Below are 25,018 nucleotides of genomic sequence, written 5' to 3'. Positions count from 1 at the left end.
GGCGTTTGTAAAAAGTGACCCGCTGTAAGAGCGGAACCCTAAGTGGCCGTTACCGAAGAAACGGATATGTACCCAAAACCAAACCCAACCTTAAGGATTCCGAACACTCAAAAGACTCATCAACCCCGCCAACGGAAAATCCCCCTCCAACTCCGCCAAACTCGCCGTACTCATAGCCTGCGGCTGCCGAAAATGCCCATGCTGCAAATAACTGATCAGCCCCCCCACAAACGGCTGATGACTGACCAACAACACATCATCGTCATTATCGAGATGCTTGAGCACCTCCAGCGGATTACTCTCGGGCGTCAACCAAGGCACAGTGCGGATCTCAGGCTCAAACCCCAACGCCTCCCGCACCAACTGCGCCGTCTGCTGCGCCCGCACATACGGACTGGCAATAATCGCCCGCACAGGCTGCCCAATCAGATGCCCCGCACTGCGCAAAACCTCATCGCGCCCATGGGCCGTCAAATTACGCTCAGCATCCGTACGCGCATGCCCCTCGGCCTCACCGTGACGCAACACCCACACCTTCATAGCTTGGGTTCCTCATCACGCACAGGATGCGGCGCCGGCGGCACACTGTGGGCAGCCTCACCTTCCGGCGCACGCGGCGTCGGCCAATCAGCAAACGGCCAAGGCTTCTGATCACTGTGAAAGCTGCCAAACCGCCCAATCTGCGCCAAAAACTGACTCAAACTGTCACCAAAATTCATCAGCCCCAGGTTCGGCGCGCCGTACACCAACCGGTAAACCAGCTGCACTACCACCAGCGCCCCCAGCAGAAACTGCGCCACTTGCCACACCAGGGCAAACACCAGCATCCACAGCACACGCAGGCCAATGGATTCGTACTTGGGAGCTGCTTTCGGATCATTCATGATGCGTTCCTCAGTTGAAACCACTGGTGGAAATAAAGTCGACATCGGTCTTCGGCTCGGCCCGCATCAGCAACTCGATGACCTGGTTCAAGGTGCGCCCTTCAAACAGGATCGCGTGCAAACCGGCGACCAGCGGCATGTACACGCCGACTTCCTGAGCCTTGGCCTTCAGCACCTTCAGGGTGTTGACGCCTTCCGCCACTTCGCCCAAACGCGTCACGGCGTCTTCCAGGCTCAAGCCCTGGCCAAGGGCAAAACCGACCTGATAGTTGCGGCTTTTCGGTGACGAGCAGGTGACGATCAGGTCGCCCACACCCGCCAGGCCAAGGAAGGTCATCGGGTTGGCGCCCTGATTGACCGCAAACCGGGTCATCTCGGCCAGGGCGCGAGTGATCAGCATGCTCTTGGTGTTTTCACCCATGCCCAGCGCAACCGCCATGCCGGCGATGATCGCGTAGACGTTCTTCAACGCCCCGCCCAGCTCGACGCCGAAACGGTCGGCACTGGCGTACACGCGGAAGGTGCGACCGTGCAGCACCTCCTGCACCCGCTCGCAGAGTTCTTCGTCTTCACTGGCGATCACCGTGGCAGTCAGCGCGTGCTCAGCCACTTCCCGCGCCAGGTTCGGCCCGGACAACACGCCAATCCGCGCTTCGGGGGCGATTTCTTCAAGGATCTCGCTCATCAACTTGAAGGTGTGCGCCTCAATGCCCTTGGTCAGGCTCACCAGCAGCTTGCCCGCCAGCCGCTCGGCATGGGGTGCAAGCACCGAACGCAAAGCGCTGGAGGGCAGCGCGACGAAGCACAGGTCGCATTCGTCCAGCGTCGCCTGTAAATCAGTCACCGGCTCCACGGCCGGCAGAATCTTGATGCCTTTAAGGTAACGGGGGTTTTCCCGGTTGACCCGAATGGCTTCGGCTTGCTCGGGGTCACGCATCCATTGGCGCACCCGGTGACCATTTTCAGCCAGCAGATTAGCCACGGCGGTACCAAAACTTCCGCCTCCCAGGACCGCAATAGGGCGCTGTTCAGTCATATGCAATCCGTTAATCCATAGCAGTGGCGATGGCCGCATTATACGGAGCGACCCGCCTGCGGCCAGCCCCCGCGTCAATTCAAACGCTTGTCGGAAAATGCGACATTTGTGCGAAGTAATTACAGGGCCGACGACTGGCAAAAGGCCCCACCTCAGTTAACATGGGCGGCTATCCGTAATTATCAAGGCCGTGCCGTGTATTTGGGCCCTCCTCCTCGCTCATCCCTTTTGCTGACGTTGTTGTGCATGCCGTGGTGCAGTGTGCCGGTGCTGGCTGACGACCTGTTCCTCGACAGCCAGCCGCTGCCGCAGGTGCTGACCGCCACCCGGCTCAAGCAATCGGCCGCCGCCGTGCCCGGCAGCATGACGGTGATCGACAGCGAGCTGATCAAGGCCAGCGGCGCACGGGATATCCCCGAGCTGCTGCGGCTGGTGCCCGGGATGATGGTCGGCTACACCACCGGCAACCAGGCCGCCGTGAATTACCACGGCACCCAGGCGGGCGATGCGCGGCGCATGCAGGTGTTGATCGATGGGCGCTCGGTGTACCGCGCGGGCCTGGCCACGGTGGACTGGAGCGATATTCCGGTAGCCCTGGAAGACATCGACCGCATCGAGGTCTTCCGCGGCCCCAATACCGTCAGCTACGGCGCCAACGCGCTGATGGCCGTCGTCAACATCCTCACCCGCTCGCCGGCCAACAGCCATGGCACGCGGATGAAACTCACCCAGGGCGGCCGAGGGATCAACGACTGGTACGCCAGCCAGGGCATGGGCTGGGACACCGGCGATTTGCGCCTGTCACTCTCCGGTCAACAGGACGATGGCTTTGACAGCGACCGCGTGGGCGCTGACCGCCGCGACGGGCGCCGCCTGAACCGCTTCAGCCTGGCCGTGAGCCAGACCCTGAATGCGCAACAAAGCATCGACTGGCAACTGGACGCCAAGGAAGGCACCAACCAGCGCCCTTACACCTACCAACCAGTGTTCGACGGGATTACCGAAGGCGGTAACAATTCCGACGTCAGCGCCAAGGACTATGCCGGTTCCCTGCGCTGGAACTTCGATTTCAACCCCGATCACAGCCTGTATATCCAGGGTTCGGCCCAGCAGTGGGATCGCCGGCAGATCTGGCGCGCGTGCGATGCCAAGGTCTCGTTCAGCCCGGAACTGACGCAGCTGTGGCAGCTCAACCCCAACTATGCCGAGCGACTGGCCCGGCACATGAACAACTTCAACCCAGGCAACCTCCCACCCGGCAGCGCCGCCGAGCAGGCACTGGCCCGCCAGGTGCTCCAGCAATGGGGAGACGGCGGCAAGGACCCGGTCTGCGGCAACATCGACCAAAGCACCAAGGAAAGCCGCTACGACCTGGAGCTGCAAGACACCCTCAGCCTGTCCGACAGCCTGCGCCTGGTCAGCGGCATGAACTACCGCTACGACCGCGCCGACTCCGACACCTACTTCAACGGCACCCTGGACGACACCACCTGGCGCCTGTTCGGCCACCTGGAATGGCGGGCCAGCGAACACTGGCTGCTGCAGGGCGGCGCGATGTACGAAGACACTCACCTGAGCGGCAACTCGCTGACGCCACGGGTGGCCGTCAACTACCTGATCAACCCGCGCCACGGCCTGCGCGCGGTGTACTCCGAAGCCATTCGCTCCCCGGACATGTTCGAGAACAACGTCAACTGGAGCTACCGCGTCACCAACCTCAGCTCGCCGGCCTACGGCCAGAACTCCGGCCAATACTTCGTGGTGACCCGTGGCCCGGGCAACCTCGACAAAGAGCTGATGCGCTCCCGGGAGCTGGGCTACAACGGCTTTTTTGCCGACATCGGGCTGAACGTCGACGTGAAGCTGTTCTACGACGAAATCAGCGAAATGGTCAGCGAGCCGCTGCGCAACAACCAGTACATCGCCAGCAACTCGAACAGCTCGCGCTTTACCGGCACCGAAACCCAGCTCGACTGGCACATGAGCACCGCCGACCGGCTGCGCGTCACCTATGCTTATGTGGATGCCAGCGCCACCAACCCCCTGGACAGGCAGCAGACCGCCCGCAACAGCGGCTCGGCCGGCTGGATGCGGGAATGGGGCCATGGCTGGTCCAGCGCGGTGTTCTACTATGGCGACGATGCGCTCAACCAGTATCGCTTCGAACGGGTCGACCTGCGGGTGGCCAAGCGCATTGCCTTGGGCAAAGCCAACGTGGAGCTGGCCGGCATGTTGCAACAACGCCTCGACAATCAGCCCACCACCTGGCCCGACAACAACTATGACCAACGCCACGTGCTCTACTTCAGTGCGGAGTTAGAGTTCTAGTGGACAGCGACTCGTCACGGATGACCCTCCCCTTTACCGCCCGGCTCTGGCGGTGCTGTGTGTTGCTTGGGGTTTTACTGTTCGGCGCACCGACATGGGCAGCGGATATCCTGCTGACCGCCGACGAAGACGGCCCGGGCGTACAAACATTCGTCCAGGCCCTGGCCCTGCAGCGTCCCGAAGACAGCGTGAAGTTCACCCCGCTCAAGGACCTGCCCGCCCCTGCAAACTTGCCGACCAGCACCCGCCTGATCCTGCTGGACCTGCCCAGCCTTGACTGGCGCCTGCAAGACGCCCAGGGCCCACCGACCCTGGTGCTGCGCATCAGCCGCCTGCAAGCGCGCCAGCGCCTGGGTGCCACGTTGCCTGCGAAGATCAGCCTGCTGTGGAGCGACCCACCGCTGGACCGACAACTGCGCCTGATCACCGGCATCCTGCCTCAGGCCCGGCGCATCGGCGTGCTCTATGGCATCGACAGCGAGTTCCTGCTGCGCGAGCTGCGCCAGTACGCCGCGCCCATGGGCCTGGAGATCGTGCCCCAGCTTTGGGAAAACATTAATGACAGTCGCCCGCTGCAAAGCCTGTTCAAGAACAGCGACGTCTTGCTGGGGCTGGATGATCCCCAGCTGTACAACCCGAAAACCGCGAAAAACCTGCTGCTCAGCAGCTACGCCAGGCAATTGCCACTGGTCGGGCCCAACGCCGGGTTCGTCAAGGCCGGCAGCCTGGCCAGCACCTACAGCGATCAGACCGACTGGCTGGATGTGCTCGACCGCCTGCTGGATCATGCGCCGGCCAGTTGGCCGCGCTCGCTGTACCCGGAACGTTTCAAAGTCGTAGGCAACCCGCAGGTTGCGCGCTCACTGGGGATCGAACAGGTGGACGAAACCAACGTCGCCGCCCGCCTGGCCGAAGGAGAAAAACGCCCATGACATTTCGTCGCCGTTGGGACATCAACACCCGGACCCAGCTCATTACCCTGGGCCCGGCACTCCTGCTGACGCTGCTGTTGATCAGCTTCTTCACCTTCGTGCGGATCCAGGACCTGCGCCAGGAACTGGACCACACCGGCCAGTTGATCGCCAACCAACTGGCGCCGGCCACCGAATACGGGGTGATTTCCGGCAACAACGACGTGCTTGAAAGCCTGTTGCGGGCCACCCTCGCCACGCCGCACGTGCGCTTCCTGGAGATTCAGGACAGCGCAGAAAATATCCTGGTGTATGTCGAGCAACCGTCGGAGAAGCACGATCGCTCGCTGTCGGTGAAAGTCTTCCAGGCGCCGATTCGCCTGCAACATATCCAGCTGGGCAATGACTTCTTCCAGGACAGTACTGCCGAGCCCAAGGCCCCGCGCGCGGACTACCTGGGGCGAGTGATTGTCGGCATGTCCAACGATGCGTTCAGCCAGCGCCAGCAGGAAATCCTGTTCAAGGCCGGGATTCTCGCGCTGTTCGCCCTGCTGTTTACCTTCCTGCTGGCCCGGCGCCTGGCGGCCAGCCTGTCGCAACCGATCAGCGCCATGGGCAATGCGGTCAAGGCGATCCAGCAGGGCGATTACCAGACGCCGCTGCCCATCGTGGATGACTCGGAGCTGGGCGACCTGTCGCGCCACATCAATAACCTCGCCGATGGTTTGAACCAGGCCAGTCGTGAACAGCACCAGGCCATGGCCCAGTTGATCCAGACCCGCGAAGAAGCCGAGCGGGCGAACAATGCCAAGTCGGACTTCCTGGCAATGATGAGCCATGAATTGCGCACGCCGATGAACGGGGTGCTGGGCATGCTGCAACTGCTGGAAACCACCGACATGACCGAGGAACAGACCGAATACGCGGCGCTGGCCTCGGAGTCCACCGAACACCTGCTGAAGGTGATCAACGACATCCTCGACTTCTCGCGCATCGAGCGCGCGGCCCTGGAGCTTGAGCACATTCCGTTCGACCTGGTGGAGCTGATCGGCAGTTGCGCCCAGGCCTTCCAGCACGCCGCCCAACAACGCGGGCTGGCGCTCGAAGTGCCGATCCCCCAGGGCCTGGGCTCGCTGCAGGTACAGGGCGACCCGACCCGCATCCGGCAGATTTTGGTGAACCTGATCGGCAATGCCCTGAAGTTCACCGAGCAGGGCACCGTCACCGTCGAACCCCACTGGCAGACCCTGGACCATGAATTGCTGTGGTTCACCTGCACCGTGCGCGATAGCGGGATTGGCATTTCCGCCGAGCGCCTGGAACTGATGTTCGATGCGTTCCAGCAAGCCGACAGTTCCATTTCAAGACGTTACGGCGGCACCGGACTGGGACTGCCTATCGCACGCACCCTGGCCGAACGCATGGGCGGCACCCTGCGCGCCCAGAGCGAAGAAGGCCACGGCTCGGTGTTTACCCTGGAAATTCCGCTGGCGATCTACCAGCAGAGCTTGCCGGTGCTCGCGCCGAATACCGAAGGCAATGCCCGTGCGGGCGAAGGGCGCAACGTGTTGCTGGTGGAAGACAACCCGGTCAATCGCACGGTGGTCGAAGCCATGCTGCGCAGCCTGGGGTTCGAGGTGAGCATCGCCACCGACGGCGCCGAAGCGATTCGCAGCGCCGAGAGCCTGATTTTTACCGCAATCCTGATGGACTGCCGACTGCCGGGCATCGATGGCTACGAGGCTACCCGGCAGATTCGCCAGTTGCCCGGTTGCGCCGAGCTGCCAATCATTGCCCTCACGGCCAATGCCTTGCAGGGCGATCGCGAAGCCTGCCTGGCAGCTGGAATGAACGATTACCTGGCAAAGCCGTTCAAACGCACGGATTTGCAGCAAATCCTGCAGAGATGGGTGCAGTAACACGGTGCCATCAGCCAACTGCGACTGGCGTGAAAGACGAAAGTGCGGCAGTCTTAGGCACCCGAACGGGCCCGTAAACCGGCCCGGTTTATAATTTCAGTGCACAAGTGTACATTCATGACCTTGACGCTGTGACTTTCACTACAACGCAATAGTCTATGTGTAGGCTGCCGATATGAGGCATGAACGCTTCAGTCGGCCGGGAAGATTTGCCCTGCCCTGCCGCATGGGATTATTGAGGAGCTCGCATGACCAAACAAAACGCCTTTACTCGGGAAGACCTGCTGCGCTGCAGTCGCGGTGAGCTGTTCGGCCCAGGTAACGCGCAACTGCCCGCCCCGAACATGCTGATGGTGGATCGCATCACCCATATCAGCGAAGAGGGTGGCAAGTACGGCAAAGGTGAATTGGTCGCCGAGCTGGATATCACCCCTGACCTGTGGTTTTTCGCCTGCCATTTCGAAGGCGATCCGGTGATGCCGGGCTGCCTGGGCCTTGACGCCATGTGGCAGTTGGTCGGTTTCTACCTGGGCTGGCAAGGCCTGCCGGGCCGCGGTCGCGCCCTGGGTTCGGGCGAAGTGAAGTTCTTTGGCCAGGTCTTGCCGACCGCCAAGAAAGTCACTTACAACATTCAAATCAAGCGCGTCCTCAAGGGCAAGCTGAACCTGGCCATTGCCGATGGTTCGGTGACTGTCGACGGTCGCGAGATTTATACTGCCGAAGGCCTTCGGGTCGGCGTATTCACTTCCACTGACAACTTTTAAGGGTTATCCGCATGCGCCGCGTCGTTATCACTGGTCTGGGCATTGTTTCGTGCCTGGGCAATGACAAAGAGACCGTCTCCGCTAACCTGCGTGCAAGTCGCCCTGGCATCCGCTTCAACCCGGAATATGCCGAAATGGGTCTGCGTAGCCAGGTTTCCGGCTCCATCGACCTGCCCCTCGAAGAACTGATCGATCGCAAGATCTATCGCTTCGTCGGCCACGCAGCCGCTTACGCCTACCTGGCCATGAAGGACGCGATCACCGATTCCGGCCTGAGCGAAGACCAGGTATCCAACGTGCGCACCGGCCTGATCGCCGGTTCCGGTGGCGCGTCGACCTTGAACCAGATGGAAGCGCTGGACATCCTGCGCGAGAAAGGCGTCAAGCGCGTTGGCCCGTACCGCGTCACGCGGACCATGGGCAGCACCGTTTCCGCCTGCCTGGCCACGCCGTTCAAGATCAAGGGCGTGAACTACTCGATCTCCTCCGCTTGCGCCACCAGTGCTCACTGCATCGGTACCGCTGTAGAGCAGATCCAGTTGGGCAAGCAGGACATCGTGTTTGCCGGCGGCGGTGAAGAAGAACATTGGAGCCAGTCGTTCCTGTTCGACGCCATGGGCGCCTTGTCGACCCAGTACAACGAAACCCCGGACAAAGCCTCCCGCGCCTATGACAAGAACCGTGATGGTTTCGTCATTGCCGGCGGTGGCGGCATGGTGGTGGTCGAGGAGCTGGAACACGCCCTGGCCCGTGGTGCGAAGATCTACGCGGAAATCGTCGGCTACGGCGCGACTTCCGACGGCTACGACATGGTTGCGCCAAGCGGCGAAGGCGCCATCCGCTGCATGCAGATGGCCATGTCCACCGTTGATACCCCGATCGACTACCTGAACACCCACGGTACTTCGACTCCGGTCGGCGACTCCAAGGAAATGGAAGGCGTGCGTGCGGTATTCGGCGACAAGGCTCCGGCGATCAGCTCTACCAAGAGCCTGTCGGGTCACTCCCTGGGCGCCGCTGGCGTTCACGAAGCGATCTACTGCCTGCTGATGATGGAAGGCAACTTCATGGCAGGTTCTGCCAACATCGAGGAACTGGACCCGGACGTGGCTGACATGCCTATCCTGACCAAGACTCGTGAAGATGCGACCATCAATACAGTGATGAGCAACAGCTTCGGCTTTGGTGGCACTAACGCCACCCTGGTGCTGAAACGCTGGCAGGGTAAGTAAGCTCCCGCAGCTTGATCGCCTGAAAACGCCCCGACTGGTTCGGGGCGTTTTTTTACCCGTTTACCGCGCTTACAGTGGCTCACTTTTGAAAGCCGGAATGCGTGCCCAGTCAAAAGTAAGCAAAACGCTCTTGCCCGATCACTCGGCACCTCGCTCAGGCTTGAGTGTTTAGAAGCAAAATCAAAAGCTAAAACGGGCACGGTCCAATGTGGGAGCGGGCTTGCTCGCGAAGGTCGTTAACGATGACGCTGGCATCCTGATTCAACACGGCGTTCTCAGGTTTTCGCCGGCAAGCCGGCTCCGACAGAAAAGCGGTTCTGCTTTTGCTTCTAACACTCAGGTCGGCTTCCAGGCCGCCGTGCTCTTGCTTTTGATCTTAGGCGCCCCGCCGACAGGCGGGGCAGAGCGCTTTGCTTACTTTGCCGCTTTTGCAAAGTGACTCGCTGCGAGAGCGAAACCATAAGTAGCCCCTACCACAGCAACGGGCATACTCCCCCAACAACCTAAACCGAAAACCGAGCCACCATCGTGTTGAGATCCACCGCCAACCGCGACAACTCCTGGCTCGCCGCACTGGTCTGGTTCGCCCCCGCCGACGTCTGCTGTGCCAAATCGCGAATATTCATCAAATTGCGATCCACCTCCCGCGCCACCGCCGCCTGTTCTTCCGAGGCACTGGCAATCACCAGGTTGCGCTCGTTGATCAGGGTAAACGCCGAAGCAATCTCCTCCAGCGCCGTCCCCGCCGACTTGGCGATATCCAACGTTGACCGCGCCCGAGTATTGCTCTGCTGCATGGAGCTGACAGCCTGATCAGTCCCCTGCTGAATCCCACTGATCATCTGCTCGATTTCCTGGGTCGACTGCTGCGTACGATGGGCCAAGGCACGCACCTCATCCGCCACCACCGCAAACCCACGCCCGGCATCCCCGGCTCGCGCCGCTTCGATGGCGGCATTCAGCGCCAGCAAATTGGTCTGCTCGGCAATCGAACGAATCACATCCAGCACCTTACTGATGCCATACACCTTCTGCGCCAGGTCCTCCACCTGAGTCGCATTGGCCGTCACATCATCCGCCAGGGACTCAATCGACAACACCGTCTGATGCACCTGCTCGCGACCATGCTGGGCAATACGGTCCGACTCACGGGACGCCTGTGAAGTGGCCACCGCATTGCTCGCCACCTCCTCCACCGCCGCCGTCATTTGGTTCACCGCAGTAGCCGCCTGCTCGATTTCCTGACTCTGCTGATGCAACCCACGGGTGGCATCTTCGGTCACGCAACTAAGCTCTTCGGAAGCCGACGCCAACTGGCTGGACGAATCGGAAATACGCCGAATGGTTTCCCGCAGGCTCTCCTGCATGCTTTTCAGCGCCTGCTGCAAACGCGCCGGCTCATCCTGGCCGCTGACAGTAATCACCCCGGTCAGATCGCCACTGGCCACACCCTGGGCGACTTTCAAAGACTGGGATAACGGCAGCACAATACTGCGGGTCAGCAACAATGCCAGGCCGATGGTGATCAGCGCCGTCACGGCAATCATGCCAACCACCCAACTGCGCGATTGCGTGAACACACTTTGCGCCAGGCTCGCCGCCTGATTGGCACTGACCTTGTTCAACGTCACCAGCTCACGCAGGGTGCCGGCCAGTTCGTCGGCCAACTGGTTCATCTCGCCGTTGACCACCTTGATCGCGTCTTCCAACTGATTCGCCCGGGAAAACGCCATCACCTGTTCCTGGCGCTGCAGGTAACGCTCTTCCTCGGTTTTAAAGCGATCGAACAGCACCCGCTCTTCAGGCAGCACGATCAAGCCTTCATAGAGGGACTGAGCCTTGTGCAGGCCGCTTTTCAGCTCGGTGATTTTCTGCTCATTTTGCGTGATCGCCTGCGGGTCGCGGTTAAGCAGCAGCCGCAGCGTCAGGGCCCGCACCCGCAGCAGGTCCTGATTCATCTCGCCGACCGCCATCACGCTGGGCAGCCAGTTGTTTTCCACCTGGTCAGACTGCTGGCGCATATTGCCCATCTGCAACAAGGCGAACCCGCCCAGGGCAAACACCATCAGCGCCAGCAAACCAAACCCCAGGCCGGCGCGAGGGGCGATATTCAGACTTCTGATATTCATGCTCGGAATCCTTCCAAAAGCGCTGCATCCACCTGCAGCGGGCTCTTGAAAGGTATCGGCGAGTTGAGACGTTTGCCTAAGACGAAAACGCGATATCAAAACGCCTTATGATCGCCCCGCCCCGCCTGTAGCGATTCAGCTAAACCCATCACCTGGGCTTGGGCAGAATCGCCAGGAAATTGTCCCGTGCGACCTTTCTGGCCACATCCTCAGGCAACGCATCGAGGAACGGGTCAAAGCTGCGCATTTCCTTACCGAGCTTGTTGAAGCGTCCTACCACGTCTGAGCCAAGCATGAAGCGGTCCGGGAAGCGCTCCACCAGCTTTACCCACTCAGGGCGTGCCTTTCCCGCCTCATCCAGCAAGTAAGGCGTGAGCACGCTCCAGGACAGGTCGACGTAAAGGTTGGGGTAAGCCTCCAGCATGCGCGCCAGGGTCGGCAGCAAAAAATCCATCTGCGTCTGGTGCCGATGGATCTCCATGCTGCTGCCCGCATGGGCCCAGATAAACCGGGTGTGCGGGTGATTACGCAGCGGCTCTTCCATTTCCGCCAGGTACAACGGATTTTTCTCACGCTTGGAGGTGATGTTGGAATGCACCATCACCGGCAGATCATTCTCCGCGGCCAGGTGATAGATGCGGGTCATCGCCTCGTTGTTGGCCCTTGGAGTGTCGCCGGAGGTCAGCGCGGTCAGGTCGTCGTGACGGGTGAAGACTTCGCCGATGCCTTGCCAGAGCCCAGGATTGAGATCGAGCATGCGCTGGATATGGGATGCGGCATTTTTATCGTTGGGATTGAAACCACTGAGGAACGGATGAAAGCGCTGACGTTGCTCCGGGCTCAGTTTATTGACCGCATCGGCGACGAACACGTCGGTGGCGCTGTACCAATAGGCGTCGGCGTCGTCCCCGGCGTAATAGCGCGGCCGCTTGGGTTCGTCCTCATGCCATTTCTTGGCCACCGGTATGCCGGAAATCATCACGTGCTCGATGCGATTATCGGCCATGGCCTTGAGTAATTTATCCATGCCCGCCGACTCCTGGAAGAAATCGACGTAATGCAGGTGTGCATCGCTGTAGGCATAGTCGCGAGCCTGCACCGCAAGGCTTGCGGCGGTCAGCAACAGGGCAATACTCAGGCGGGTCCGGCGCACGGGGGTATCTCAAACAAGGGCTAATGCCGGTAGACCTCGGACCGCGCCTGCGGGTTCAGCGGTAAACAACGGGGAACACCAACGTGCCAGCATGCTCTATAACTGCATGAGCTTCTTCCTGCCACCCTGTGAGGTTTGCCATGCCTGTTACCGTGAACACGCTGAACGCCGAAAACTTCCGCCACAGCGTCAATATCAATAACCACGAGCTGTTTACCGACCTGCCCAAGAGCTTGGGCGGCGACGATTCGGCGCCCTCCCCCCACGATTACTTCGACGCCGCACTGGCGTCCTGCAAGGCCCTGACCGTCAAGCTCTATGCGCAGAAAAAAGACATACCGCTGACCGGCGTGACCGTGGAAGTCACCCATGACAGCACCGAAGAGCAAAAGGGCAAATACAAGCTCAACGTCAAACTGACCCTCAAGGGCGTACTCACTGACGAGCAGCGCGACGAGCTGCACCGCGTGGCGGATCGCTGCCCGGTGCACAAGCTGATGACCACGGCCGAAGTTACCATCGAGACCCGGCTCTCCGAAGGCGCCTTCAGCCAGTAGCGGCAACCTCCCGTCGAGCGGGTTATGCTCAGTACCATCAGACCCGCTCAGACTGGGAAGCACCATGACCACCGTGACCGTGATTCGCCCGCGCGCCGAAGATGTGGAAGGCCAACCGATCCTGCGCCCACTGCCCTCCAGGCAATGCCGCAGCGTCGGGCCTTTCGTGTTTTTCGACCATATGCTGCAAACCCGTTATGCCCCGGGTACCGGCATGAACATTCGCCAACACCCGCACATCGGCCTCTCTACCCTGACCTACCTGTTTGAAGGCGAACTCCTGCACAAGGACAGCCTCGGCTCCGATCAGGTGGTCAAGGCCGGGGACGTCAGCTGGATGACAGCCGGCAGTGCCATTGCCCACGTTGAACGCAGCCCCGAGGCGTTGAAGGCCAGTGGTTTCAGCCTGCACGGGTTGCAAGTGTGGCTGGCCTCCCCCAAGGAACATGAACAAGGGCCTGGGCATTACAGCCATCACCCCGCTGCCAGCTTGCCGGTGAGCGATAACCTCGGCGTGCAGATTCGCCTGATTGCCGGCAATGGCTTTTGCCTCGAATCGCCGGTGCCGGTGTTGTCGCCCACCTTGTATGCCGAGGTGCGGATGCAGACGGCTACCACCCTGCTGATCCCGGATGAGCACGAAGAACGGGCGGTGTATGTGCTGGAGGGTGAGGCGCAGTTGGATGGCGAAGCGCTGGAGGTGCATAGCCTAGTGGTGTTGCCGGCAGGCGCAAGCATGGGGCTGTTTGCCGAGACTGATTGCCACCTGGTGGTGTTCGGCGGCGCGGCGCTGGATGGGCCACGGCGGATTAACTGGAATTTTGTCGCGAGTGATCCGGCGTTGATCGAGCAGGCTCGGCAGCGTTGGGCGGCTGGGGATTGGCCGACAGTGCCGGGGGAAAGTGAGCGGATCGAGTTGCCTGGAGGCAAGGCTTAAGCGCTTTATTGCCTATGAAACAGCCTTCGCGAGCAAGCCCGCTCCCACATTTCGACCGCGTTCCTTCAGGATGTACACGGTTAAAATGTGGGAGCGGGCTTGCTCGCGAAGGGGCCAGCTCAGGCAACCGAACTATCAGCCCTTGAACACTTCATCCAGCAAGTTATGCATCGACTGAAAGGCCCGCGCAGCGGTCTTCGCGTCATACATCATCTTGCCCGGCACATTCGCGTGCGGGTCGGTAAACGAGTGCACCGCACCGCCGTAGCTCAGCAATTGCCAATCCACACCGGCGGCGTTCATTTCGTCTTCAAACGCCGGCAGTTGCTCCTTCGGCACCAACGGGTCGGAAGCACCGTGCAACACCAGCACGGAACCCTTGATGTTTTTTGCATCGGCCGGGTTCGGCGTGTCGAGGCTGCCGTGGAACGAAACGGCAGCTTTCAACGGTGCACCGGTACGTGCCAGCTCCAGGGAGCAGCAACCACCGAAGCAGAAACCAAAGGTCGCCAGCTTCGAGGTATCCACCGCCGCTTCAGTCTGGGTTTTCAGGTGATCAAGCGCGACCTGCATGCGCTTGTTCAACAGCGGCCGGTCATTCTTCAACGGCATCATCGCCGCACCCGCTTCATCGCCGTTCGAAGGGCGGACGGTTTGCCCGTACAGGTCGGCAAGCAGCACCACGTAGCCCTTGCTGGCCACGCTCTTGGCGATCTCTTCAGCGCCGGCACTGACACCCATCCAGTTCGGCGCCATCAACAACCCTGGCAGCGGGCCCTTATGACTGGCATCAAATGCCAGGCGGCTTTCATAAGACTGGCCATCAATCTGATAGACCACGGAACGCACGGTGATTTGGCTCATCATTTACTCCAGGTGAAAGGCTCCAGAACGAAAAAACCCGCCGAAGCGGGTTTTTCTACAACGGTGTTAAACCGACAGTTCAACCAACAGCTTGTTCAGTCGGCGCACATAAGCGGCCGGGTCTTTCAGGCTGTCGCCGGCAGCCAGGGCTGCCTGGTCGAAGAGGATGTGCGACAGGTCGCCAAACCGCTCTTCGCTCTGCTCGCCGTCGAGTTTCTCGATCAGCGGGTGAGCCGGGTTGAATTCAAAGATCGGCTTTGAATCCGGAACCTTCTGACCGCTGGCTTCCAGGATCTGACGCATCTGCATGCCCAGGTCCTGCTCGCCGATGGCCAGGATCGCCGGGGAATCGGTCAGACGGTGGGAAACCCGCACTTCGCTGACGGCATCGCCCAAGGCGGTCTTGATTCGCTCAACCAGACCCTCTTTGGACTTGGCCACTTCTTCAGCGGCTTTCTTGTCTTCTTCGGAATCCAGGTTGCCCAGGTCCAGGTCGCCGCGGGCGACGTCAACAAAGCTCTTGCCGTCGAAGTCGCTGAGGTAGCTCATCAGCCACTCGTCGATGCGGTCGGTCAGCAGCAGCACTTCGATGCCTTTCTTGCGGAAGACTTCCAGGTGCGGGCTGTTCTTGACCTGAGCGTAGGTTTCACCGGTCAGGTAGTAGATCTTGTCCTGACCTTCCTTGGCGCGCGCCAGGTATTCGGCCAGGGAAACGTTCTGCTCGCCGTCGTCACCGTTGGTCGATGCGAAACGCAGCAGGCCGGCGATTTTTTCCTTGTTGGCGAAATCTTCTGCCGGGCCTTCTTTCATGACCTGGCCGAAGTTTTTCCAGAAGCCCTTGTATTGCTCAGGCTCGTTCTTCGCCAGCTTTTCCAGCATGTCGAGGACACGCTTGGTCAGCGCCGACTTCATCGAGTCGATGATCGGGTCTTTCTGCAGGATTTCCCGCGACACGTTCAGCGACAGGTCGTTGGAGTCAACCACGCCCTTGATAAAGCGCAGGTACAACGGCAGGAACGATTCCGCCTGGTCCATCACGAATACGCGCTGCACATACAGCTTCAGGCCTTTCGGCGCTTCACGCTGGTACAGGTCGAACGGAGCACGGGCCGGTACGTAGAGCAGCGAGCTGTATTCCAGCTTGCCTTCGACCTTGTTGTGGCTCCAGCTCAGCGGGTTTTCGTAATCGTGGGCGATGTGCTTGTAGAACTCCTGGTATTCCTCGTCCTTGACTTCGGTACGAGGACGGGTCCACAGGGCGCTGGCGCGGTTGACCACTTCCCATTCCTGGGCTGGGGCTTCTTCGCCTTCGGCCGCCGCTTGTTCTTTCGGCAACTCGATCGGCAACGCGATGTGGTCGGAGTACTTCTTGATGATATTGCGCAGACGCCAGCCATCGGCGAACTCGTCTTCACCGGACTTCAGGTGCAGGACGATGCGGGTACCACGATCAGCCTTGTCGACAGTGGCGATTTCAAATTCACCCTCGCCCTTGGACGACCAGTGCACGCCTTCGCTGGCGGCAAGGCCGGCACGGCGGCTGAATACTTCAACCTTGTCGGCAACGATGAAGGCCGAGTAGAAGCCCACGCCGAACTGGCCGATCAGGTGCGAATCTTTCTTCTGGTCGCCCGACAGGTTCTTCATGAAATCAGCGGTACCGGATTTGGCGATGGTCCCCAGGTGGGTGATCGCATCGTCACGGCTCATGCCGATACCGTTGTCTTCGAGGGTGACGGTTTTCGCGTCCTTGTCGAAGCTCACACGGATTTTCAGTTCCGCGCCACCTTCCAGCAACTCAGGCTTGGACAGGGCTTCGAAACGTAATTTGTCGACAGCGTCAGAGGCGTTCGAGATCAATTCGCGAAGGAAAATTTCCTTGTTGGAATACAGCGAATGGATCATGAGGTGCAGCAGTTGCTTCACCTCGGTCTGGAAGCCCAGGGTTTCCTTTTGAGTTTCCACACTCATGGTCATCAAACTCCAATTGGATGGCAGTGGCCGCGCCCTTGAGGGTTGGCGGCGGGTTGTCATCAAAGTTGGGGGCTAAGACCAGGATTTCAAGGGCGGGCCGGTTCCTCAATCTTGAAATGCGCGCGGGCGGTGGCAATCGGTTCGGCCGGGGTGCTTTGCCAGGCGGTAATCGCCACATTGGCCACCCGTCGACCCTGGCGCCACACCTGGCATTTGGCGTAGGTGTCGCGAAACTGGCCGGCGCGCAGGTAATCCAGGGAGAAATCGATGATCTTGGGAACACCAGGCGCACCGGTGAATACCAGCAAATGCAAGGCTGCGGACAGCTCCATGAAGCCCGCGATCACCCCGCCGTGGATCGCCGGCAATATCGGGTTACCAATGTTGTCCTTGTTGGCCGGCATGCGGAACAGCAATTCATCCCCCAGGCGCGTGCATTCGATACCGATCAGCCTGGCGTAGGGAATCAGGTTGAGCAGCGCCTCATAGTTGCCGCGCTCGTGGGCTTGCTGCAGACGGGTCTTGAATTGATGGGTCATGCCTGTTCTCCCTTGATTGCATTGCCCAGGCCCTGGCTGCCCTTGAGGCGCTTGCCCATGCGCATGAACGTACCCACCACGTGGGCAATCGGTTGCTGCGGATCGTCCTGGTAGGCGAAGCCGCGGGTGAAGATCACGTCGGTGGTCACCCGGTAGCACTGGGCAAAGCCGAATACCGGTTTATGGGGCTCGGCCGGGTGCATGTAGTCGATGCGCAGGTCCAGGGTCGGGCAAACCTCGAACTCCGGCAGTACGCACAAGGTAGCCATGCCACAGGCGGTGTCCATCAAGGATGTGATGGCGCCGCCGTGGATCACGCCGGTCTGCGGGTCACCGACGATATGCGGAGCATAGGGCAACACCAGCGTCATGCCGTCCTCACTGGCGGCGTGCACCTGGATGCCCAGCACTTGGCAGTGGCGCAAGGCTGAAACAAAGCGCGTGGCACGGGATAAAAGAGGATTTTCGGTCATTCGTTAAAGACTCTTATTAGTGTGGAGCCGGCGGAGTAGACAACCTTGCTGAAAGTTCCCTAGGGAAAAGCCTTATATATCTGTGAGATTTAAGGAACTAAGCGTTAGGCATAGGCTCGAAAGGCCAGTAGATATCTTCAATAAGGAGAAACACCCCATGCGCAAGACTTTAGCTATTTCCATGATGCTGGCTGCTGCCCTCGGCCTCGCTGCCTGCGACAAAAAATCCGAAGACAAAGCCCAAGACGCCGCAGCCCACTCTGAGCAAGCTCAAAAAGACATGGCGAAAGCACAGGATAAAGTGAACGACGCTGCGAAAGAAAACGCCGATGCTGCCAAAGCTCAGGCTGAATCGAACGAAGCTGCAGCGAAAGAAGCAACACCTGCAACCGGTTCTTGAGTCTGACGACTTGAACACTGTGACTTGAAAAGTCATGTTGCAAAAGAAAGCCCGCTTAATAGCGGGCTTTACTTTGTCCGGTGCTTTTAACCCGGCCGGGCAGCTCGAAACTTCGAACTAAACCCCGGCACAAGTTAATGGCTAAACGTTTAAGCCATCGCTTCACTGCGTTTGCCCAGCAGGCGGTCAATCACCACCGCAACCACCAGCGTCATCACCGAAGGCACCAGCCACGCCAGGCCCTGCTCGCTCAGCGGCAGGTGAGCCAGTTGCGATGGCATCCAGTCAGCCAGGCCCGCGCCCTTCAGCGCGTCAATGCAACCGAAGATGAACGACACCAGCATCACCGGGCCAACGATCCGGCCCTGCTCCTGCCAGAAGTCCTTACAGAAGCTCAGGGCCACCAGCACGATGCACGGCGGGTAGATGGCGGTCAGCACCGGGATCGAGAACGCGATCAGCTTGGTCAGGCCCAGGTTGGACACAAACAGCGAGAATACCGCCAGGATCACCACCAGGGTCTTATAGGACAGCGGCAGTACGCGGCTGAAGTACTCGGCGCAGGCGCAGGTCAGGCCCACCGCGGTTACCAGGCACGCCAGGGAAATCAGCACGGCGAGGAAGCCGCTGCCCAGGGAGCCGAAGGTGTGCTGGACGTAGGCGTGCAGCACGGCGGCGCCGTTGGCGGCACCGGCCGCCACTTCATGGCTGCCCGAACCGAGGCGGAACAGGCTGATGTACACCAGCGCCAGGCCCACACCGGCAATCAGCCCGGCGATGATCGCGTAGCGGGTGATCAGCTTCGGCGACTCGACGCCACGGGAGCGGATCGCGTTGACGATCACAATGCCGAATACCAGCGCGCCGAGGGTATCCATGGTCAGGTAACCATTGATAAAGCCCTGGGAGAACGGTGCGGCCACGTACTCAGGGGTGGCAACACCCACATCGCCGGCCGGCAAGGCAAAGGCAGCAATGCCCAAGACGGCCAGGGCGATGATCTTCAACGGTGCCAGGAAACGACCGACGGTATCCAGCAGGCGGCCCGGGTACAGGGAGATGAAGAACACCAGCAGGAAGTACACCGAGCTGTAGAGGAACAGCGCCAGCGGGCTTTCACCGGTCAGCGGCGCCAGGCCCACTTCAAAGGAAACGGTGGCGGTTCGCGGGGTGGCGAACAACGGGCCGACAGCCAGGTAGGCCGCCGCTGCCAGCAAGCCACCGGCAATCTTGCCGATCGGACTGCTCAACGCGTCCATGCCACCACCGACCTTGGCCAGGGCGACCACGGTGATCACCGGCAAACCGACCGCGGTGATCAGGAAGCCCAGCGCTGCCATCCAGACATGAGGCCCGGACTGCAAACCGACGATTGGCGGGAAGATGATGTTGCCGGCGCCCACGAACAGGGCAAAAGTCATAAAGCCCAACGCCAGGATGTCCTGGCTTTTCAACACTTTCATTTGAGGAAATACCACACTACTGAATCGGAATTTAGAGAGGGCTTCCCTATGGATGAGGGAAATACTGCCGGTCCGGATGGGGACCGACCGGTCTGGCGCGAGGCTTCCTTTTGGGAGGCACACGCATAAAGAGGCGGCTAGCCTAACGAATTTGCGGGTCAAACGCACTGTTGCGGGGCGAACTGTCCGATAAGCGACATTTTTATGTCGCGTTTTTATATCTAAATTTTGAAATACGATCGAATGTGGGAGCGGGCTTGCTCGCGAAAGCGGTGTATCAGCCACTCATGAGCTGACTGACACACCGCTTTCGCGAGCAAGCCCGCTCCCACATGTTGATCTCCACCAACCTTCAGAATGCACAAAGGCCACCCGAAGGTGGCCTTTGTGGGGTGAAGCGTCAGTTAAGCGCGAGGCTTACTTGACAGCCCAACCGGTCAGCTCGGACAAAGCCTTGCCGATGTCTGCCAGCGAACGCACGGTTTTAACGCCTGCGTCTTCCAGGGCAGCAAACTTCTCGTCTGCAGTACCCTTGCCGCCAGAGATGATTGCGCCAGCATGGCCCATGCGCTTGCCAGCAGGGGCAGTCACACCAGCGATGTAGGAAACAACCGGCTTGGTCACGTGTGCCTTGATGTAGGCAGCCGCTTCTTCTTCAGCCGAACCGCCGATCTCACCGATCATTACGATCGCTTCGGTCTTCGGGTCTTCCTGGAACAGCTTCAGGATGTCGATGAAGTTCGAGCCTGGGATCGGGTCACCGCCGATGCCGACGCAAGTCGACTGACCGAAACCGGCGTCAGTAGTCTGCTTGACAGCTTCGTAGGTCAGGGTGCCGGAACGGGAAACGATACCGACTTTACCTGGCAAGTGAATGTGACCTGGCATGATGCCGATCTTGCATTCGCCTGGAGTGATCACGCCTGGGCAGTTAGGGCCGATCAGGACTACGCCCAGCTCGTCGCACTTAACTTTAGCGTCCAGCATGTCCAGGGTAGGAATGCCTTCGGTGATGCAAACGATCAGCTTGATGCCGCCGAATGCTGCTTCCAGGATGGAGTCCTTGCAGAAAGGAGCTGGAACGTAGATCACGCTGGCGGTGGCGCCAGTGGCAGCTACAGCATCTTTCACGGTGTTGAACACCGGCAGACCCAGGTGCTCGGTGCCGCCTTTACCAGGAGTAACGCCACCCACCATCTTGGTGCCGTATTCGATGGCTTGCTGGGTGTGGAAACTACCTTGGGAACCGGTAATACCCTGGCAGATAACCTTGGTGTCTTTATTGATCAGGACGCTCATTATTTGCCCTCCGCAGCTTTGACAACTTGTTGAGCAGCGTCGGTCAGGCTGGTAGCAGCGATGATGTTCAAACCGCTTTCTGCCAGTACTTTAGCGCCCAGTTCAGCGTTGTTACCTTCAAGGCGCACAACAACCGGGATTTTAACGCCGACTTCTTTCACTGCACCGATGATGCCTTCGGCAATCATGTCGCAACGAACGATGCCGCCGAAGATGTTGACCAGTACTGCAGCGACGTTGGAGTCGGACAGGATGATCTTGAACGCTTCGGTAACGCGTTCTTTGGTGGCACCGCCGCCTACGTCGAGGAAGTTGGCTGGTTTGCCGCCATGCAGGTTGACGATGTCCATGGTACCCATGGCCAGGCCAGCACCGTTGACCATGCAACCGATGTTACCTTCCAGGGCTACGTAGTTCAGTTCGAACTTGGCAGCGTGCGCTTCGCGCGGATCGTCTTGCGACGGATCGTGGAAAGTCTTCAGCTTAGGCTGACGGTACATGGCGTTGGCGTCGATGTTGATCTTGGCATCGAGGCAATGCAGATCGCCGTCGGCCTTGATCACCAGCGGGTTCACTTCCAGCAGGGCCAGATCGTGATCCTGGAACAGTTTGGCCAGACCTACGAAGATCTTGGCGAACTGGGCAACTTGCTTGCCTTCCAGACCCAACTGGAATGCCAGCTCGCGACCCTGGAATGGCTGAGCGCCAACCAGTGGATCGATAGTGGCTTTCAGAATTTTTTCTGGGGTTTCTTCAGCGATCTTCTCAATGTCCACGCCACCTTCGGTGGAGGCCATGAACACGATGCGACGGCTCGAACGGTCAACGACAGCGCCCAGGTACAGCTCTTTAGCGATATCAGTGCACGATTCAACCAGGATCTTGGTGACTGGCTGGCCATTGGCATCAGTCTGGTAAGTCACCAGACGCTTGCCCAGCCACTGCTGAGCGAAGGCTTTGGCGTCTTCTTTGCTGCGAACCAGCTTGACGCCGCCCGCTTTACCGCGACCACCAGCGTGGACCTGGGCTTTGACAACCCACTCGGTGCCGCCGATTTTGTCGCAAGCTTCTGCTGCTGCTTCCGGGGTGTCTACTGCGTAACCCTTGGATACTGGCAGGCCGTATTCAGCGAACAGCTGCTTACCCTGATACTCGTGAAGATTCATGCTTATTACCGTCTTCGTTAGGTACTGCGCATTCGGCGCTGCGCTCTTTATTGAGTGCCGCGCCACCTGTGACTGCTGCTTGCACAGTCAAACCACCAAAGGCCTGAACCCTGGGTGGTGAAACTGCGCAAGACTGCGTCCAGCGGATATTCCGCGGTGAGTCTTGCGCACAAGGCTCACGACGGGCAACCGCCGTGGTTTCTTATTATCTCGCTTAGCGCTTCTTCTTGTTGGCGATGTGGATGGCATGGCCATTCACTGCCAACGCGGCTTCGTGCAGCGCTTCGGACAGGGTCGGATGGGAGAAAACCATCATGCCGATGTCTTCGGCGCTGGTGCCGAATTCCATACCGATTGCGCCTTGCTGAACCAATTCTGCTGCGCCTGGGCCGATCACATGGACGCCCAATACGCGGTCAGTCTTGGCATCAGCGATGACTTTGACAAAACCACCGGTGTCGTTGGCTGCCATGGCACGGCCAGAAGCGGCAAACGGGAAGGTGCCGACGTTAACTTCAACGCCTTCAGCTTTCAACTGCTGTTCGTTCTTGCCGACCCATGCAATTTCCGGGTGGGTGTAGATAACAGACGGGATCAGGTCGTAGTTCATCTGGGTCTTGTGACCCTTGATGCGCTCGACAACCATGATGCCTTCTTCGGAAGCCTTGTGCGCCAGCATCATGCCGCGAACCACGTCGCCAATGGCGTAGACGCCCGGCACGGTGGTAGCGCAGTGATCGTCAACGTGGATGAAACCACGCTCGTCGATGTTCACGCCGCTGTCGGAAGCCAGCAGGTCAGTGGTCACCGGACGGCGACCAACGGCTACGATCAGCTTGTCGAAAGTGATGGTCTGTTCGCCATCCTTGTCGGTGTAGGTCACGACAACTTCTTCGCCGTTAACCTTGGAACCGGTAACACGAGCGCCCAGCTTGATGTCCAGACCTTGTTTGGTCAGGGTTTTCAGCGCTTCTTTGGACACTGCGGTGTCGGCAGCCAGCAGGAACGTGTCCAGGGCTTCCAGCACGGTCACTTCGGAACCCAGGCGGGACCAGACCGAACCCAGTTCCAGGCCGATCACGCCAGCGCCGATCACGCCCAGACGTTTTGGAACCGCCTGGAATTCCAGGGCGCCGGTCGAATCAACGATCACGTTCTGGTCGACCGGAGCCGGTGGAATGTCGATTGGACGCGAACCTGGAGCCAGGATCACGTTCTCGGCTTCGATGATTTCGGTCGAACCGTCAGGCTTGGTGATTTCAACTTTCTTGCCGGCCAGCAGTTTGCCGTGGCCTTGCAGGGAAGTAACGCCGTTGGCCTTGAACAGGGTAGCAACGCCGGAAGTCAGGCCTTTAACGATGTTGGCCTTGCGGCCGACCATCGCTGGCACGTCCATGGTCACGCCAGCGTGGTTGATGCCGTGGATGGCAAAACCGTCTTGCGCTTCGTGGAATTTCCAGGAGCTGTCCAGCAGCGCCTTGGAAGGAATGCAGCCAACGTTCAGGCAAGTACCGCCCAGCGCCAGTTTGCCTTCCTTGTCGGTGTATTTTTCGATGCAAGCAGTCGAGAGGCCCAGTTGTGCGGCCTTGATGGCGGCAACGTAGCCGCCAGGGCCTGCGCCAATCACTACAACGTCAAATTTCTGCGACATGAAAAAAAATCCTCTTTAGCTAAAAGCTTCAAGCCGTGAGCCGCACTCCGGCCTGCCTCGCGGCAGACCGGGTGGTACGGCGCACCGCCGCTTTATCAGATATCCAGCAGCAGACGAGCCGGGTCTTCCAGCAGGTTCTTGATGGTCACCAGGAAAGTCACGGCTTCTTTACCATCGATCAGGCGGTGATCGTACGACAGCGCCAGGTACATCATCGGGCGGATAACCACTTGGCCGTTGATCGCCATAGGACGCTGCAGAATGTTGTGCATGCCCAGGATCGCAGCTTGTGGCGGGTTGACGATCGGAGTCGACATCATCGAACCGAAAGTACCACCGTTGGTGATGGTGAAGGTACCACCGGTCATCTCGTCGATGGTCAGTTTGCCGTCACGGGCCTTCTTGCCGAAGTTGGCGATGCCGCCTTCGATTTCAGCCAGGCTCATCAGCTCGGCGTTACGCAGAACCGGTACCACCAGGCCACGGTCGCTGGAGACGGCAACGCCGACGTCAGCATAACCGTGGTAAACGATGTCGCCGCCGTCGATGGAAGCGTTGACTGCCGGGAAGCGTTTCAGCGCTTCGGTGGCCGCTTTCACGAAGAACGACATGAAGCCCAGGCGTACGCCGTTGTGGGACTTCTCGAACAGGTCCTTGTACTTCGAACGCAGGGCCATGACTTCGGTCATGTCGACTTCGTTGAAAGTAGTCAGCATCGCCATGTTCGACTGTGCTTCAACCAGGCGCTTGGCCACGGTGGCACGCACGCGGGTCATCGGTACGCGCTTCTCGGTGCGGTCGCCAGCGGCGAACACAGGAGCAGCGGCAGCCGGGGCAGCAGCCTTGGCAGGCGCAGCAGCTGGAGCGTTTTTCTTGGCTTCAACGGCGGCAACCACGTCTTCCTTGGTCACACGGCCATCTTTGCCGGTGCCCTTGATGGACGCCAGGTTGATGCCGTTTTCGTCAGCCAGCTGACGCGCAGCCGGTGCAGCGATTGGATCTTCGCCACCCGCAGCCGGTGCAGCAGCTGGAGCTGCGGCAGCAGCCGGTGCCGCAGCGGCGGCAGGAGCAGGAGCAGCGGCAGCAGCACCGCCCTCTTCGATCGAGCCCAGTACCTGGTTCGACAGGACGGTAGCGCCTTCTTCGGCAACGATTGCGCCCAGCACGCCGTCAGCTTCAGCCAACACTTCGAGCACGACCTTGTCGGTTTCGATGTCGACGATCAGGTCGTCACGCTTGACGGCCTCGCCTGGTTTCTTGTGCCAGGTGGCAACGGTGCCATCGGCAACCGATTCCGGGAATGACGGGGCTTTGATTTCGATAGCCATTATCTGTGGGT

The 25,018-nt window shown here is 59.8% G+C and carries 22 protein-coding genes; 8 read left to right on the top strand and 14 right to left on the bottom strand.

What is annotated here, in order from left to right:
- Positions 1 to 90: 90 nt before the first annotated feature.
- Genes sixA through HX814_RS05395 form a run of 3 tightly spaced genes read right to left on the bottom strand, consistent with a single transcriptional unit; the run spans position 91 to position 1,920 of the window.
- Positions 91 to 540 (bottom strand): phosphohistidine phosphatase SixA, encoded by a 450-nt coding sequence (gene sixA / locus HX814_RS05405; protein ID WP_102606228.1) that lies wholly within the window; start codon positions 538 to 540, stop codon positions 91 to 93.
- On the bottom strand, positions 537 to 887 hold the full coding sequence (locus HX814_RS05400; RefSeq protein ID WP_177008480.1) for a DUF4389 domain-containing protein: 351 nt from the start codon (positions 885 to 887) through the stop codon (positions 537 to 539). The genes sixA and HX814_RS05400 overlap by 4 nt, the downstream gene beginning before the upstream one ends.
- A gap of 7 nt (positions 888 to 894) precedes the next feature.
- Complete coding sequence (locus HX814_RS05395) at positions 895 to 1,920, bottom strand: NAD(P)H-dependent glycerol-3-phosphate dehydrogenase (protein ID WP_177008358.1); 1,026 nt, start codon at positions 1,918 to 1,920, stop codon at positions 895 to 897.
- A 195-nt stretch (positions 1,921 to 2,115) separates the two neighbouring features.
- On the opposite strand from HX814_RS05395, the gene HX814_RS05390 reads away from it, so the two are divergent.
- From HX814_RS05390 to fabB, 5 genes are all read left to right on the top strand, one after another.
- Entirely contained in the window at positions 2,116 to 4,248 is a 2,133-nt protein-coding gene (locus tag HX814_RS05390) for a TonB-dependent siderophore receptor (protein ID WP_085984626.1), read from the top strand.
- Between the two features lie 20 nt (positions 4,249 to 4,268).
- The gene (locus tag HX814_RS05385; protein ID WP_052024261.1) at positions 4,269 to 5,180 is read left to right on the top strand and encodes an ABC transporter substrate-binding protein; all 912 of its coding nucleotides are present in this window, start codon (positions 4,269 to 4,271) and stop codon (positions 5,178 to 5,180) included.
- Positions 5,177 to 7,078: an ATP-binding protein gene (locus HX814_RS05380; RefSeq protein ID WP_003210551.1), complete on the top strand. Its 1,902-nt coding sequence runs from the start codon at positions 5,177 to 5,179 to the stop codon at positions 7,076 to 7,078. The genes HX814_RS05385 and HX814_RS05380 overlap by 4 nt, the downstream gene beginning before the upstream one ends.
- A gap of 248 nt (positions 7,079 to 7,326) precedes the next feature.
- Positions 7,327 to 7,842: a 3-hydroxyacyl-[acyl-carrier-protein] dehydratase FabA gene (gene fabA / locus HX814_RS05375; protein WP_003210552.1), complete on the top strand. Its 516-nt coding sequence runs from the start codon at positions 7,327 to 7,329 to the stop codon at positions 7,840 to 7,842.
- Between the two features lie 11 nt (positions 7,843 to 7,853).
- Positions 7,854 to 9,074, top strand: coding sequence for a beta-ketoacyl-ACP synthase I (gene fabB, locus HX814_RS05370; RefSeq protein ID WP_003210553.1), 1,221 nt, complete (start codon positions 7,854 to 7,856; stop codon positions 9,072 to 9,074).
- A 503-nt stretch (positions 9,075 to 9,577) separates the two neighbouring features.
- Here fabB and HX814_RS05365 read toward each other — a convergent pair.
- Entirely contained in the window at positions 9,578 to 11,203 is a 1,626-nt protein-coding gene (locus HX814_RS05365) for a methyl-accepting chemotaxis protein (protein ID WP_003210555.1), read from the bottom strand.
- Between the two features lie 148 nt (positions 11,204 to 11,351).
- Positions 11,352 to 12,356, bottom strand: a complete 1,005-nt coding sequence (locus tag HX814_RS05360; protein WP_008434016.1) for an amidohydrolase family protein — start codon at positions 12,354 to 12,356, stop codon at positions 11,352 to 11,354.
- Between the two features lie 140 nt (positions 12,357 to 12,496).
- On the opposite strand from HX814_RS05360, the gene HX814_RS05355 reads away from it, so the two are divergent.
- Positions 12,497 to 12,913, top strand: coding sequence for an OsmC family protein (locus HX814_RS05355; RefSeq protein ID WP_003210558.1), 417 nt, complete (start codon positions 12,497 to 12,499; stop codon positions 12,911 to 12,913).
- Positions 12,914 to 12,977: 64 nt separating this feature from the next.
- Entirely contained in the window at positions 12,978 to 13,850 is an 873-nt protein-coding gene (locus HX814_RS05350; protein ID WP_003210559.1) for a pirin family protein, read from the top strand.
- Between the two features lie 135 nt (positions 13,851 to 13,985).
- On the opposite strand, the gene HX814_RS05345 is transcribed toward HX814_RS05350, so the two are convergent.
- The 4 genes from HX814_RS05345 to HX814_RS05330 all read right to left on the bottom strand — a co-directional run bounded on the left by HX814_RS05345 (position 13,986) and on the right by HX814_RS05330 (position 17,700).
- Positions 13,986 to 14,714 (bottom strand): dienelactone hydrolase family protein, encoded by a 729-nt coding sequence (locus HX814_RS05345; RefSeq protein ID WP_008434010.1) that lies wholly within the window; start codon positions 14,712 to 14,714, stop codon positions 13,986 to 13,988.
- A gap of 66 nt (positions 14,715 to 14,780) precedes the next feature.
- Positions 14,781 to 16,685, bottom strand: a complete 1,905-nt coding sequence (htpG, locus tag HX814_RS05340; protein ID WP_003210561.1) for a molecular chaperone HtpG — start codon at positions 16,683 to 16,685, stop codon at positions 14,781 to 14,783.
- Between the two features lie 89 nt (positions 16,686 to 16,774).
- A complete protein-coding gene (locus HX814_RS05335; RefSeq protein WP_003210562.1) occupies positions 16,775 to 17,227 on the bottom strand; it encodes a PaaI family thioesterase in 453 nt (150 codons plus the stop codon).
- Positions 17,224 to 17,700 carry a PaaI family thioesterase gene (locus HX814_RS05330; protein ID WP_003210563.1) on the bottom strand — a complete coding sequence of 159 codons (477 nt, stop codon included), beginning with the start codon at positions 17,698 to 17,700 and terminating at the stop codon, positions 17,224 to 17,226. Before HX814_RS05330 ends, HX814_RS05335 begins: the two co-directional genes overlap by 4 nt.
- A gap of 157 nt (positions 17,701 to 17,857) precedes the next feature.
- Between HX814_RS05330 and HX814_RS05325 the strand changes: the two genes are divergently transcribed.
- Positions 17,858 to 18,100, top strand: a complete 243-nt coding sequence (locus HX814_RS05325) for a hypothetical protein (protein ID WP_003210564.1) — start codon at positions 17,858 to 17,860, stop codon at positions 18,098 to 18,100.
- Between the two features lie 149 nt (positions 18,101 to 18,249).
- Here the strand turns inward: HX814_RS05325 and brnQ are convergent, their stop codons facing one another.
- The 5 genes from brnQ to odhB form a co-directional block, all read right to left on the bottom strand.
- Complete coding sequence (gene brnQ / locus HX814_RS05320) at positions 18,250 to 19,563, bottom strand: branched-chain amino acid transport system II carrier protein (protein ID WP_003210565.1); 1,314 nt, start codon at positions 19,561 to 19,563, stop codon at positions 18,250 to 18,252.
- Between the two features lie 417 nt (positions 19,564 to 19,980).
- Entirely contained in the window at positions 19,981 to 20,862 is an 882-nt protein-coding gene (gene sucD, locus HX814_RS05315) for a succinate--CoA ligase subunit alpha (protein WP_003210566.1), read from the bottom strand.
- Entirely contained in the window at positions 20,862 to 22,028 is a 1,167-nt protein-coding gene (gene sucC, locus HX814_RS05310) for an ADP-forming succinate--CoA ligase subunit beta (RefSeq protein ID WP_003210567.1), read from the bottom strand. The genes sucD and sucC overlap by 1 nt, the downstream gene beginning before the upstream one ends.
- 214 nt (positions 22,029 to 22,242) lie before the next feature.
- Positions 22,243 to 23,679 (bottom strand): dihydrolipoyl dehydrogenase, encoded by a 1,437-nt coding sequence (gene lpdA, locus HX814_RS05305; RefSeq protein WP_003210568.1) that lies wholly within the window; start codon positions 23,677 to 23,679, stop codon positions 22,243 to 22,245.
- A 95-nt stretch (positions 23,680 to 23,774) separates the two neighbouring features.
- A complete protein-coding gene (odhB, locus tag HX814_RS05300) occupies positions 23,775 to 25,007 on the bottom strand; it encodes a 2-oxoglutarate dehydrogenase complex dihydrolipoyllysine-residue succinyltransferase (protein WP_008434003.1) in 1,233 nt (410 codons plus the stop codon).
- Positions 25,008 to 25,018: the final 11 nt, after the last annotated feature.

The organism is Pseudomonas sp. C8002, assembly GCF_013385765.1.
Taxonomy (GTDB): domain Bacteria; phylum Pseudomonadota; class Gammaproteobacteria; order Pseudomonadales; family Pseudomonadaceae; genus Aquipseudomonas.
Note: the sequence above shows the minus strand (reverse complement) of the source record. Positions and strands in the feature narration are given on the sequence as shown.